Source organism: Robiginitalea insularis, assembly GCF_052497835.1.
The window spans coordinates 1,831,533-1,843,510 of record NZ_CP199296.1; the positions used below are offsets into that span (position 1 = coordinate 1,831,533).

The following is an 11,978-nucleotide window of genomic DNA, read 5'->3' on the forward strand; positions in this document are numbered from 1 at the left end:
AATTTCATACCTTTGTCAAAAAGTATTTATGAGCAGATCGGAAGGGAACAAAGGGAGGAAAACCTCCGGGAGACAATCCACAGGGGGGAACAGTGATCGCAAGGCATCCGGCAGACAGGGTGGCACCTTCCGCAAGAAAAGCTATTCCAGGGGTAATGCGCCCATTCGTTCCACAGATAAAAACATACAGGCTTCCGATGGCCTGATCCGCCTGAATAAATATATTGCCAATTCCGGGGTTTGTTCCCGTAGGGAGGCTGACACCTATATCGCCGCAGGGAATGTAACAGTAAACGGGAAGGCGGTAACGGAAATGGGCTTTAAAGTCAGCAAGGATGACGAAGTTCGGTTCGACGGCCGATTGCTTAAACGGGAGAAAAAAGAATACGTACTGCTCAATAAACCTAAGAATTTTATCACCACCACCCGGGATGAAAAAGGAAGGCGCACCGTGATGGAACTGGTTTCCAAGGCCAGCGCCTCCAGATTGCTGCCAGTAGGACGATTAGACCGGAATACTACTGGCCTGCTGCTCTTTACCAACGATGGGGATTTGGCCAAAAAACTGACACATCCCAAACACGGGGTTCGTAAGATCTATCACGTGGAATTGGATAAAAACTTTAAATCTTCCGATATGCAGCTGCTGAAAGAGGGATTGGAACTGGAAGACGGCCGTATACAGGTAGATGAAGTCAGTTATGTAGACGGGAGTCCCAAACGGGAGGTAGGTGTGGAAATACACAGTGGCAGGAACCGCATTGTAAGGCGCATATTTGAACACCTGGGCTACAAGGTTGTTAAACTGGACCGGGTTGTATTCGCAGGTTTGACCAAGAAAGACCTTCCCAGGGGGCATTGGCGGCATTTAACCCAGCAGGAAGTAATTAACCTGGGGATGATTCAGTAGCCTGTTATTAGCCGGAAAGTGCTGCATCCATTTTCAGGCGTATTTCTTCGAGGCATAGGTTTCCAAGGCTTCCTTCATGAGTATGTTTGGCGTCTCTTACGGGCCTGAAAGTGCCCGCCTCAATTGCCGCACCCATTTTTTTATAAGCATCCCTGAAGGGAACCCCGTTCAGGACCATTTCATTGAGCGTATCTACGCTGAAGAGGTAATCGTATTTGGAATCTTCGAGTATATTCTTTTTGACTTCTATTTGCTTCAGGCTGGTGTGCATCATTTCGAGGCAGGCCTTCAGTTGTTCAACCGCGGGAAGCAATACCTCCTTGGTCAGTTGGAAATCCCGGTGGTACCCGCTGGGCAGATTGGCGGAGAGCCGGCTGAGCTGGGTGGGGACAGCCTGAATCAGGTTGCATTTGGCACGGATCAACTCAAAAATATCAGGATTTTTTTTGTGCGGCATTATACTGCTGCCCGTAGTAAGGCTGTCCGGAAAAGCAATAAACCCGAAATTCTGGCTCAGGTAGAGGCAAATATCCGTCGCAAATTTTCCAAGGGTTGCGGCAATGGCAGAAAGTGCTGTGGCGGCTGCCCGTTCTACTTTGCCCCGGCCCATCTGGGCTGCCACCACGTTGTATTTCATGGTGCTGAAATGCAGTTCCCTGGTAGTAAACTCCCTGTTAATCGGAAAAGAGCTTCCATAGCCGGCTGCACTCCCAAGCGGGTTCTGATCGGCAACCCTTACTGCTGCCCTCAGGAAATAAATATCATCTATCAGGCTTTCCGCGTAGGCCGAAAACCAAAGCCCAAATGAGGAGGGCATTGCAACCTGCAGGTGGGTGTACCCGGGCATTAAAACAGCTTTATGTGTTTCGGCCAGCCCCAACAGACTATCAAAAAGACTGGATACCAAATCCGAAATTGAGGTAAGTTCAGCCTTGATATACAGTTGCAGTGCCACCAGCACCTGGTCATTCCTGGAGCGGGCCGTATGGATTTTTTTCCCCGTATCCCCCAGTTTCTCAATCAGGAGGTATTCGATTTTGGAATGCATGTCCTCGAAAGACTCCTCAATGCTAAATTTTCCATCTGCTGCCTCCTGCAGCATCAGGTCCAGTTCGGCAACCAGGGCAAGCATTTCTTCCTTGCTGATCAGCCCGGTATGGCCCAGCATTTTGGCGTGCGCCCTTGAGGCCAGCAGGTCGTATTTGACCAGAACCAGGTCCAGTTCCCTGTCATTGCCAACCGTAAACAGGTCCGTTTTGTAATCCGGACTACTTCCTTTGTCCCATAACTTCATAATGGTATCTTTTTGTTTTCCCGCTTATATATTAGTGTTTTTTCGGGATTAAAAATTTTTCGAGCATTGTTATATAGAGCCGGACTCCCTGTTGAATTTCTTCAAGATAAATAAATTCATCCGCAGAATGCGAACGGGTACTGTCTCCGGGCCCTAATTTCAGCGAAGGACAGCTCAGTGCAGCCTGATCGGAAAGCGTGGGGGAACCGTAAGTGCCCTTTCCCAGGCCAATCCCGGCCTGTACCAGAGGGTGTTCCCTGTCTATGGAGGAAGAATTCAACCGCAGCGATCGCACCTTAAGCTCACAGGGAGCTTCCCGCTTCAGGATTTCAGCGATTTCTTTATTGGAATAACAATCATTAACCCGAACATCCACCACCAGGTCTACCTTGGCAGGGACCACATTGTGCTGTGTACCTGCACTTATCTGGGTAACCGTCATTTTTACAGGGCCCAACACCTCAGAAACCTTTGAAAATTCATAATCCCGAAACCATTTAAGGACTTCGATAGAATTGTAAATGGCATTGTTGGGATTGGGATGGGCTGCATGGGATGGGGTACCTTTTACGGTACCATCAAAAATAACCAGGCCTTTCTCCGCAATGGCGAGTTCCAGTAAAGTAGGCTCCCCTACAATGGCCACATCGATCTCAGGCAGTATTTTCAGCATGCTGTTCAGCCCGTTTGGCCCGGAATTTTCCTCTTCGGCAGAAGCGACCAGGATCAGGTTATGTGAAAGGTCTTTTCTGGGATACCAGTAAGCGAAACAGGCCAGCAGGGAAACCAGGCAGCCCCCTGCATCATTACTTCCCAGACCGAATAATTTACCATCTGAAATTTCAGCCTTAAAGGGGTCGCGGGTATAGGCGTCATTGGGGCGAACCGTATCGTGGTGTGAGTTCAGCAATAGATTGGGCTTCTTTGCATTGTAATCTGCATTAAAAGCGTAAATGTTGTTCTTACTCCTTTTAAAGGGAATCCCTGCAGCTTCAAGCCAGGCGGCAATACAATCTGCGGTATGCTGTTCTTCTCCGGAAAATGAAGGCGTTTCAATAAGTTGCTTCAACAGGCTTATCGCCTTTTCTGTAAGATCTTCTATCTGACTCATAGCGTAATTTCTGTTTTAGGTGATTCCGGGGAGGAGAGCATTTGTTCAGAGCCAATAAAAACCCTTTCCACTCCTTCCTGCAGGGCGTGGAAACAATTGTGAAGCTTGGGGATCATCCCGGATGCAATCTTCCGGCTTTGGGAGAGTTCCTCATAGGTTTTCCTGTCGATAGTACGTATCAGGCTATTTTCGTCTTCAATATCAGCGAGGACCCCGGCTTTGTCAAAACAATAGTAAAGCTTACTTCGGTATTCCGAACTCAGGGCAATGGCCAGTTCGGCGGCTATGGTATCGGCATTCGTATTGAGGAGCTGCCCTGCCCCGTCATGGGTTAGTGCACAAAAACAGGGAACAAAACCAGCCTGCAGCAGTGCCTTCAGACTTTTTGTATTTACAGAACGAATATCCCCAACAAATCCATAATCTATTGACCCTACAGGTCGTTTGCCGGCCCGGATCAGGTCCCCGTCAGCACCACTTACCCCCAGGGCATTGCATCCCTTTGCCTGTAGCCTGGAGACCAGGTGTTTGTTCGCCCATCCGGCGTAGGCCATAACGGCTGCTTCCAGGCTTTTTGCATCTGTAATCCTCCTGCCCTCTACCATAAGGGGCTCAAAACCAAGACTCCGGCTGAGGGAAGAAGCCTTCTGCCCGCCTCCGTGCACGATTATTTTCCGGCCTGCCAATTGTAAAAAAGCGACACAGAAGGCTTCCAGCTGATCGGGATCCTCCAGTAAAGCCCCTCCAATTTTGACTATTGTAACTTTTTCTTTCATGGATTCATGGCTTCCAGAAGATATAAAAGAGCCAGTTTGGCTGAAACCACCCTGTTGGCAGCCTGTTCAAAGACAAGGCTGTTTGGGCCGTTGAGGACCTCATCCGATACCACCACATTTCGTCTCAGTGGAAGGCAATGCATAAAGCGGGCCGAACCCAGTTTCTCAGGGGTCATCATCCAGCTTGCATCCTGTGACAGGACTTGTCCATATTGCGTAAAACTGCTCCAGTTTTTGACATATACAAAATCTGCTCCCTGCAATGCTTCTTCCTGTTCGTAAACTGGGGAATATCTTCCTACTAAATCCGGGTTCAATTCATAGCCTTTGGGGTGGGTAATGTGTAATTCAACATCCATTTTTCGCATGGCGTTAACAAAGGAGTTGGGAACTGCCTGTGGTAAAGCCCTCGGATGGGGAGCCCAGGAGAGCACTACTTTTGGTTTGGGTTTGGTCCTGTTCGCGTGAATGGTCAGCGAATCGGCCAGGGCCTGCAGGGGGTGACCGTTGGCACTTTCCAGGTTCAGAATGGGAACCCCTGAATAACGCACAAAACCCAGAAGCGTCTCTTCCGCCAGGTCCTTATTGCGGTCCTTCAGGCCTGCAAAGGCACGAATACCAATTATATCTGCATACAGCCCCACAACTGCCGCTGCCTCCCGGATATGTTCGGCCTTATTGCCATCCATGCGGGTACCGTCTTCAAACTCCAGCATCCAGCCCTCTGTCCCGAAATTCATAGTCATCACCTCCATCCCGAGATCCTTTGCCGCCTTTTGGGTGCTGAGCCGTGTACGCAGGCTGTTGTTAAAGAACAACAGGCAGATGGTTTTACCCCGGCCCTGTTTTTGAAACAAACCTGGATTTTCCCTGATCTTCTCCCCGAGCAGCAGCCACTGCTCAAAATCCCGGATATCTTCTATACTTCTGAAATGATTCATTCCAATTCTGTTTTAAGCGCCCTGAAAAACAATTCGAATTCTTGTTTGGTTATGTTTAAAGGGGGAAGGATGCGCAGTACCTTTTTGTCTTTGGCGCTGCCTGTAAATATTCGCTGATTAAAGATCAGCCTTTTTCTGAGGTCAGCAACCTCAAAGTCAAATCTCAGGCCCAGCATCAGCCCCCTGCCCTTTACCTCTTTTACAGCCTCAAATTCAGTCGCCTGTTTCCTGAACCAGGTCTCCATCTGAGCTGCGTGGGAGATCAGGTTTTCATTTTTGATTGTATCCAATACGGCTATTGAGGCCACGCAGGCCAGGTGGTTGCCGCCAAAGGTGGTTCCCAGCAGGCCGTGGGAAGCCTTAATGTCTTTATGTATAAGGATGCCCCCAACCGGGAAGCCATTCCCCATCCCCTTAGCCATACTGATGATGCCCGGCCTGGCCGTTGAGTGTTGAAAAGAAAAAAATCTTCCACTCCTTCCAAATCCCGCCTGGACTTCATCCGCAATTAATACGGCTCCGTGCTTCCTGCAAAGTTTATCGGCTGCTTTATAAAATTCAGGGGTGGCCATATCGAGGCCACCAACGCCCTGTATCCCTTCCAGGATAACGGCACAGACATCCTCTTTTTGCAGGGCTGTTTTTAGCTGTTCTATATCGTTTAGAGGTAATAGTTCTACCTGGTGCTGAGCGTTGAGCGGGGCAATTATGGCAGGGTTATCTGTTGCTGCTACGGCGGCAGAGGTGCGCCCGTGAAAGCTGTTTTTGAATGCAATCACCTTTGATTTCCCCGTATGGAAGGAGGCCAGTTTCAGGGCATTTTCATTCGCCTCGGCTCCCGAATTACAAAGGAAGAGCTGATAGTCCTCACATCCTGAAAGGGTCCCTAATTTAGAAGCCAGCTCCTGTTGAAGCGGGTTTTTTACGGAATTGCTGTAGAAGGCCATTTTGGCCAGTTGCTCCTGCAGCTTAGACACGAAATGCGGATGTGAATGCCCGATGGAAATAACGGCATGCCCTCCGTAAAGGTCCAGGTATTCCTTACCATCATCGGCAGTAACCCAACACCCCCTGGCACTTTGCGGGCAAATATCGTATAGCGGGTATACCTCAAATAGTTCCATAGTCAGCCTTTTCGGATTTGTGAGATTTTGTCAAAAGAAGTAATAATCCCCTTGATCAGAGAAGAACTCAGGCCCTGGTGCTCCATTTCGTTCAGGCCTTCTATAGTACATCCCATGGGGGTGGTAACCCGGTCTATTTCTTCTTCCGGATGCCTGCCCGAGCTAATAAGCAATTCAGCAGCGCCCCCACAGGTGTGCATAGCAAGTTCCTGTGCTTCCGCCGCATCGAAACCGAGCTGTATGGCACCCTGGGTAGTTGCCCTTATCAGGCGCATCCAGAAGGCGATCCCGCTGGCACAAATTACCGTGGCCGCCTGCATCTGGCTTTCAGGGATTACAAGGGAATGCCCCATCCTGTTAAAGATGGACTGCGCCAGTTTCAGGCGTTTTTCACCTTTTTGATTACTGCAAAGACAGGTCATGGACTTGCCCACCGAGATGGCCGTATTAGGCATGGCGCGAATGATATAATTTTCCACGCCAATGATCGCTTCGATCTTTTCAATACTAAAGCCTGTAATGGTGGATATGATCACGTGTTTTTCGGTGAGCAGTTCCTTTATGGATTCAAGGATGCCGGCAAAATGCCCCGGCTGCACAGCAAAAATCAGGATATCCGATTCGCGAACCGCCTGAGGGTTATCAGAACTTATTTTTACATTTCCATAGGATGCGAACTCCTGCAGCGATTCCAGATTCCGCCGGGTCAAATACATGGAGGTGGCACCATCGCTGTGCAAGATGCCTGTTGCAATGGAAAGACCAAGGTTTCCGGCTCCTATTATGGCTATTTTCATCTCTTTTGCTTTAATTAGTGTCTGCTTTTAAAATGCACTGGCTTTAAGTTGAAGGCCTGCTGCTTCATGTAGTCCGAACATTAGGTTCATGTTTTGCACGGCCTGTCCGGAGGCCCCTTTTAAAAGGTTGTCGATTACGGCTGTGACCAGCAATTGATCTTCGTGCTTGAGCAGGTGCAGGTAGGCCTGATTCGTATTCACCACCGCCTTGAGGTGGAGGGACTCCACTGAAACATGGGTGAATGGGGCATCCTTATAATAATCCGCGTACATCTTCCTGATCTCTTCCAAAGGTGCTTTAACCCGCGTAGTGGCAGTCGAAAAAATTCCCCGGCTGAAATTACCCCTTATGGGAAGAAATAAGAGTTTTGCAGCATCGGGCTGCAAGCTTTTAAGGCTTTCGTTTATCTCACCCAGGTGCTGGTGTGTAAAAGGCTTGTACCAGGAAATATTGTTGTCGCGCCAGCTAAAATGCGTTGTTTCCGATGGGCTGATCCCGGCCCCGGTACTGCCGGTAAGGGCATGAACGTGAACGGTGTCTTGCAGCAATCCGGAACTGGCCAGGGGTAAAAGTGAAAGTTGAATAGCCGTGGCAAAGCAGCCCGGATTGGCCAAATACCCGGTCTTTTTAATACGTTCCTTATTCAATTCCGGCAGGCCGTATACAAAGTCCATTCCCTGAAAATGCCGGTCTGCCGCCAGGCGAAAATCATTGCTGAGGTCTATGATGCGGGTCTTATCTGAAAATTTCCTGCCCTTCAGGAATTCTTTGGAATTTCCGTGCCCCAGGCAAAGGAAGACCACATCCACATCAGGATCCGGCTGATCAGTAAAGAGCAGATCGGTCTGTCCCAGCAGGTCTGCATGTGCGCTACTGAGGGGTTTTCCTGCCCGCGTGGTACTGTATACAAATTTCAAGCTAGCCCAAGGGTGGTGAAGCAGCAAGCGGATCAGTTCCCCGCCGGTGTAGCCCGAGCCACCAATTATACCTGTAGTTATCATGAGTCCGAATGTATTTCCTGTGCAATCTTCCCGGAATTGGAAAGCAACTTGATAAAACCTTTTGCTTCAGCTGCACTCCATCCTTTGTTCATTTCCCCATAACTCCCAAAAGAAGGATTCATGAGGTCGTTTTCTGAAGAAATCCCCTGCAGCTCAAAACGGTAGGGGAGCAGTTTAATATAAACCTCCCCGCTTACGTACTGCTGTGAACTCTCCATAAAGGCTTCAATGTTTCGCATTACCTCATCCAGGTACTGCCCTTCGTGCAGGAGCATCCCGTAAAAATTTGCAAGTTGCTCCTTTTGGAATTGTTGCCATTTGCTGAGCACATGCTTTTCCAGCAGGTGGTGCGCTTTGATGATAATCAGTGCGGAGGCAGCTTCAAAACCGACTCTACCCTTAATCCCGATTATTGTATCCCCAACATGAATATCCCGGCCAATAGCATAAGCGGAGGCAATTTCCTCCAGTTTAAGGATAATACTTACCGGATCTGCCTGCTCGCCATCAAGGGAATGCAATTCGCCATTCCGAAATCCCAGCCGGATTTGAACGGGCTCCTTTACTTTTAACTGGCTGGGGTAGGCCTCTTCCGGCAGGGCCAGTTTTGATCCCAGCGTCTCAACCCCTCCCACGGAGGTCCCCCAAAGGCCTTTGTTTATGGAATATTTAGCCTTTTCCCAGCTATAGGAGATTCCGTGTTCCTGCAGGTAGCTTATTTCGGCTTCTCTGGATAATTGCTGATCTCTGATAGGGGTTATAATCTCTATTTCAGGGGCGAGGATCTGAAAGATCATATCAAAGCGGACCTGATCATTGCCGGCTCCCGTGCTGCCATGAGCGATGTATTTAGCCCCCAGCGATTTCGCATAATTGGCAATTTCTATGGCCTGTACAATGCGCTCCGCACTTACGGACAATGGATAGGTGTTGTTGCGTAGCACATTTCCATAGATCAGGTACCTTACTACCTTTTCGTAAAAGGTCTGTACTGCATCTACCGCCTTATAGGAATGCGCACCAAGTGCCAGGGCCTTTGTTTCGATTTCCTCCAGCTCTGCGGGGTCAAACCCGCCGGTATTTACGGTAACGGCATGCACTTCAAACCCCTGCTGATGGGAAAGGGAATGGGCGCAATAGGAAGTGTCCAGGCCACCGCTATAGGCTAAAACTAATTTTTCCATTATTTCTTCTTCTTTAATAAAAGGGCTTCTTTAATACTTTTGAGCCGTTCAAAGGATTTCTTATTGATTGCTTTTTTTTGTGGCTGTTTATTTTTGGCCGGGTCGTATAGCATACCCGTACACAGGCACATTTTTTGTTCTGTCCGCGTCAGGATATCGAAGTTTTTACAGGTCTGACACCCTTTCCAGAATTCTGGGTCATCGGTCAGTTCCGAAAAGGTAACGGGTTGGTAGCCCAGCTCGTAATTCATCTTCATTACAGCCAGACCGGTGGTGATACCGAATATTTTCGCGTCTGGGAATTTCGATTTGGAAAGATCGAAAATGGCTTTTTTAATTCGCTTGGCGAGCCCCTGGTTACGGTAATCCGGGTGAACGATCAATCCGGAATTTGCAACATATTTTTGATGCCCCCATACTTCAATATAGCAAAAGCCTGCAAAGGTATCTCCGTCAAGGGCGATGATGGCATTGCCGTTTTTCAGCCTTTGAATAATATATTCCGGGCTTCGTTTTGCAATCCCTGTCCCGCGAACCTTGGCAGATTCGGCAATGGTATCGCAGATTACCTGTGCGTATTTAATATGTGAAGCATCAGCAACAATTATGTTCATTGCCAATTGATTATTGATTATTGATAAGATTTATGTGAAACGGTTTTGCGGAAATGGACTCACCTAATTCCAAAGATACAGTACACCCTTACGGGCGGCGGCGTAAACGAGGGGTTGCAGACAGGAAGCTGCCGGGGTTTTCAGAAAGAATAATATTCCTCATATCAATCAAATGTACAAATATAATTGGAGTAGCCTCCTGAAATCATTAATTTTTAAGGATGGGTAATCGAAAGCGTTTATTTCTGAATAATTCATAAATGATAAAGGCGAAAACTGCAGAATACTCAATAATTAAAACAAAACTGCTCTCCTCCACAGGGCTGTTCGCATAAGCGGTATAACTCAAAACTACGGTTGCCGACCATACCAGAACAAATCGGAAGTCCGAAAAAATGCCCAGCAACAAAGGGAAAATAATATACCAGGGATGTACCACGGCGGCTGTAAAAAAGTAAACACAAAGGATCAGAAGTGAGCCTCCGATAAAACCGCCACGGGTTTTAATTTTAGGATAAAGGGATACCGCCAGGCTGGTTAGCAGGGTCAGAAATGGAATATATTTCCCGTAGATCCGTATGTATTCCCAGGCCCTCAGATCTTCTCCTGTAAATAAAGCCTCGCTGAGATTGTAGAGGCTGGCATTAAACTCGAAATTTGAAAACCACAGCCGCAGGGTTTGGCTGTAATGCGAGGCGAAATCAGGGAAATAGAGCGGATACAAACAGGCCAGGACAACCCCGGCAGTTACAAGAAAAAATACCGGACTCTTGCGTAAACCGAGAAAAGGAAGGAAGAGCGGTAAAAACATCAGGGGGATCAGTTTAAGGCTAATGGCCAGGCCATAAGGGATGGCGGCCAGTAACCAGGACCCGCGGAACAACAGGAACATTGCCAGCACGTAAAAAAACAACATTACCCCTTCAAAATGCAGGTTACCACTTAGCTCAATGATTACCAGCGGATTCAGAAAATACCAGAGGATCAGATGCGGAGACCTGTTAAGCTGCTTCAAAAGCTTTCGGCCAAAATACAGGATTCCCAGATCGGCCAGCAGGATCATGAGTTTCATTGCAATCACAGACCCCATAAGCGTTTTCCCCCCCAGGGCAACAGCTGCAGCAAAGCCATATTGATTCAAGGGAGGGTAATTGCTGTAATTTTGCTGGCTGAGTTCCCCCATTCCTGCAAAAAGTTCGTTTGCCAGGGGGAATAAATTTTCTGCTCCAGCCATCAGAGCTTCCGGCTTAAAGGCATAGGGATTGATTCCCTCCAGTATTAAATACCCATCCCACACAAAGCGATAGAAGTCTTGTGAGAGCCCCGGCAGGGACCATAAGAGCACCAGCCGGAACAATACGCCACTAACTACCAGGAAGCGAAAGTTCCATTTCTCGAATTGAATCAGCTTGTAGCAGAGAAAGAAAAGAGCGGCGTAAAGCCCCAGCAGTTTTAGGGAGTCGGACCGCTGCAAATCGTAGCCAAAAGCTGTGTAAAAACCCAGGCTGATCAGCACCATCAGAATAGAGATCCTGTGCAGGTTCCAGAAGGTCAAGAGCGCATTGGGCATTTCGGTTGGGTATTGGTCTTGCAAAGAACAGGAAAATTTGAGAAATCAGGTAACAAATAGTGGACCGCCCTTCTGAACCCATACAAATTGCGAATGCTTTTGTACCTTTTAAGTGTCAGAACGCAAACACGACCAGAATGAACGCATCAAAAATCATTTCCACGGCAATCCTGTTTTTTATTTTTCAGTGGAGTCCCTCTCAGGAAAGCCCGGCAGATTTGGGTGTTGCAGGGGTTGGACTGGTGGTATCGGATATAGATATTTCCCAAAACTTTTACAAGAATATTATAGGGATGAAAGAATTGGGGGGCTGGACCACAGATTCCATTTTCAGCAGGGAAGCCGGTTTTTCAAACAACCGGCCTTTTCAGGTTAAGGTTTTTAAAATGGAAGACAGGCCCGAGGCGAGTGAGGTTAAACTCGTTCATTTTAAAGATACCGGGGAGCGGCCCCGGCAGACGGGCATAGACACCTATCCCGGAATGAACTACCTGACCTTGCAATTCAACTCCCTGAAGGAAGTCAGCCAGCGCCTGAAAGAAGCAAAGGTCCCCATTGTGGGCTGGGTAAAAAGGGAGAATTTCCAGGTGCTTATCATACGCGACCCGGACGGGGTTTTTGTGGAACTGGTGTCCCCCCCGGATTAAGTGCCAGA

Annotated in this window: 12 protein-coding genes; 2 read left to right on the forward strand and 10 right to left on the reverse strand. The window is 48.3% G+C overall.

Annotation, left to right across the window (positions count from 1 at the left end; genetic code table 11):
• Nucleotides 1–28 precede the first annotated feature (28 nt).
• The gene (locus ACT6NV_RS08355) at nucleotides 29–910 is read left to right on the forward strand and encodes a pseudouridine synthase (protein WP_445384026.1); all 882 of its coding nucleotides are present in this window, start codon (nucleotides 29–31) and stop codon (nucleotides 908–910) included.
• A 7-nt stretch (nucleotides 911–917) separates the two neighbouring features.
• Here ACT6NV_RS08355 and argH read toward each other — a convergent pair whose 3' ends face one another.
• The 10 genes from argH to ACT6NV_RS08405 form a co-directional block, all read right to left on the reverse strand.
• Entirely contained in the window at nucleotides 918–2,204 is a 1,287-nt protein-coding gene (gene argH, locus ACT6NV_RS08360) for an argininosuccinate lyase (protein ID WP_445384027.1), read from the reverse strand.
• Between the two features lie 31 nt (nucleotides 2,205–2,235).
• Nucleotides 2,236–3,315: a M20 family metallo-hydrolase gene (locus ACT6NV_RS08365; RefSeq protein WP_445384028.1), complete on the reverse strand. Its 1,080-nt coding sequence runs from the start codon at nucleotides 3,313–3,315 to the stop codon at nucleotides 2,236–2,238.
• The gene (gene argB, locus ACT6NV_RS08370; protein ID WP_445384029.1) at nucleotides 3,312–4,091 is read right to left on the reverse strand and encodes an acetylglutamate kinase; all 780 of its coding nucleotides are present in this window, start codon (nucleotides 4,089–4,091) and stop codon (nucleotides 3,312–3,314) included. Before argB ends, ACT6NV_RS08365 begins: the two co-directional genes overlap by 4 nt.
• Nucleotides 4,088–5,032, reverse strand: coding sequence for an acetylornithine carbamoyltransferase (locus tag ACT6NV_RS08375; RefSeq protein ID WP_445384030.1), 945 nt, complete (start codon nucleotides 5,030–5,032; stop codon nucleotides 4,088–4,090). Before ACT6NV_RS08375 ends, argB begins: the two co-directional genes overlap by 4 nt.
• A complete protein-coding gene (locus tag ACT6NV_RS08380) occupies nucleotides 5,029–6,156 on the reverse strand; it encodes an aspartate aminotransferase family protein (RefSeq protein ID WP_445384031.1) in 1,128 nt (375 codons plus the stop codon). The genes ACT6NV_RS08375 and ACT6NV_RS08380 overlap by 4 nt, the downstream gene beginning before the upstream one ends.
• A 2-nt stretch (nucleotides 6,157–6,158) precedes the next feature.
• Complete coding sequence (gene proC, locus ACT6NV_RS08385; RefSeq protein WP_445384032.1) at nucleotides 6,159–6,953, reverse strand: pyrroline-5-carboxylate reductase; 795 nt, start codon at nucleotides 6,951–6,953, stop codon at nucleotides 6,159–6,161.
• Nucleotides 6,954–6,980: 27 nt separating this feature from the next.
• Nucleotides 6,981–7,955 (reverse strand): N-acetyl-gamma-glutamyl-phosphate reductase, encoded by a 975-nt coding sequence (argC, locus tag ACT6NV_RS08390; protein ID WP_445384033.1) that lies wholly within the window; start codon nucleotides 7,953–7,955, stop codon nucleotides 6,981–6,983.
• On the reverse strand, nucleotides 7,952–9,139 hold the full coding sequence (locus ACT6NV_RS08395; RefSeq protein ID WP_445384034.1) for an argininosuccinate synthase: 1,188 nt from the start codon (nucleotides 9,137–9,139) through the stop codon (nucleotides 7,952–7,954). The genes argC and ACT6NV_RS08395 overlap by 4 nt, the downstream gene beginning before the upstream one ends.
• Nucleotides 9,139–9,753 carry a GNAT family N-acetyltransferase gene (locus tag ACT6NV_RS08400; RefSeq protein WP_445384035.1) on the reverse strand — a complete coding sequence of 205 codons (615 nt, stop codon included), beginning with the start codon at nucleotides 9,751–9,753 and terminating at the stop codon, nucleotides 9,139–9,141. Before ACT6NV_RS08400 ends, ACT6NV_RS08395 begins: the two co-directional genes overlap by 1 nt.
• Nucleotides 9,754–9,961: 208 nt before the next feature.
• Nucleotides 9,962–11,323: a mannosyltransferase gene (locus ACT6NV_RS08405; protein WP_445384036.1), complete on the reverse strand. Its 1,362-nt coding sequence runs from the start codon at nucleotides 11,321–11,323 to the stop codon at nucleotides 9,962–9,964.
• 137 nt (nucleotides 11,324–11,460) lie between these two features.
• Between ACT6NV_RS08405 and ACT6NV_RS08410 the strand changes: the two genes are divergently transcribed.
• Nucleotides 11,461–11,970 (forward strand): VOC family protein, encoded by a 510-nt coding sequence (locus tag ACT6NV_RS08410; protein ID WP_445384037.1) that lies wholly within the window; start codon nucleotides 11,461–11,463, stop codon nucleotides 11,968–11,970.
• Nucleotides 11,971–11,978 lie beyond the last annotated feature (8 nt).

Coding starts and splice junctions, on each gene's coding strand:
- ACT6NV_RS08355 (WP_445384026.1), top strand. CDS start 29: ATGAGCAGATCGGAAGGGAACAAAGGGAGGAAAACCTCCGGGAGACAA.
- argH (WP_445384027.1), bottom strand. CDS start 2,204: ATGAAGTTATGGGACAAAGGAAGTAGTCCGGATTACAAAACGGACCTG.
- ACT6NV_RS08365 (WP_445384028.1), bottom strand. CDS start 3,315: ATGAGTCAGATAGAAGATCTTACAGAAAAGGCGATAAGCCTGTTGAAG.
- argB (WP_445384029.1), bottom strand. CDS start 4,091: ATGAAAGAAAAAGTTACAATAGTCAAAATTGGAGGGGCTTTACTGGAG.
- ACT6NV_RS08375 (WP_445384030.1), bottom strand. CDS start 5,032: ATGAATCATTTCAGAAGTATAGAAGATATCCGGGATTTTGAGCAGTGG.
- ACT6NV_RS08380 (WP_445384031.1), bottom strand. CDS start 6,156: ATGGAACTATTTGAGGTATACCCGCTATACGATATTTGCCCGCAAAGT.
- proC (WP_445384032.1), bottom strand. CDS start 6,953: ATGAAAATAGCCATAATAGGAGCCGGAAACCTTGGTCTTTCCATTGCA.
- argC (WP_445384033.1), bottom strand. CDS start 7,955: ATGATAACTACAGGTATAATTGGTGGCTCGGGCTACACCGGCGGGGAA.
- ACT6NV_RS08395 (WP_445384034.1), bottom strand. CDS start 9,139: ATGGAAAAATTAGTTTTAGCCTATAGCGGTGGCCTGGACACTTCCTAT.
- ACT6NV_RS08400 (WP_445384035.1), bottom strand. CDS start 9,753: ATGAACATAATTGTTGCTGATGCTTCACATATTAAATACGCACAGGTA.
- ACT6NV_RS08405 (WP_445384036.1), bottom strand. CDS start 11,323: ATGCCCAATGCGCTCTTGACCTTCTGGAACCTGCACAGGATCTCTATT.
- ACT6NV_RS08410 (WP_445384037.1), top strand. CDS start 11,461: ATGAACGCATCAAAAATCATTTCCACGGCAATCCTGTTTTTTATTTTT.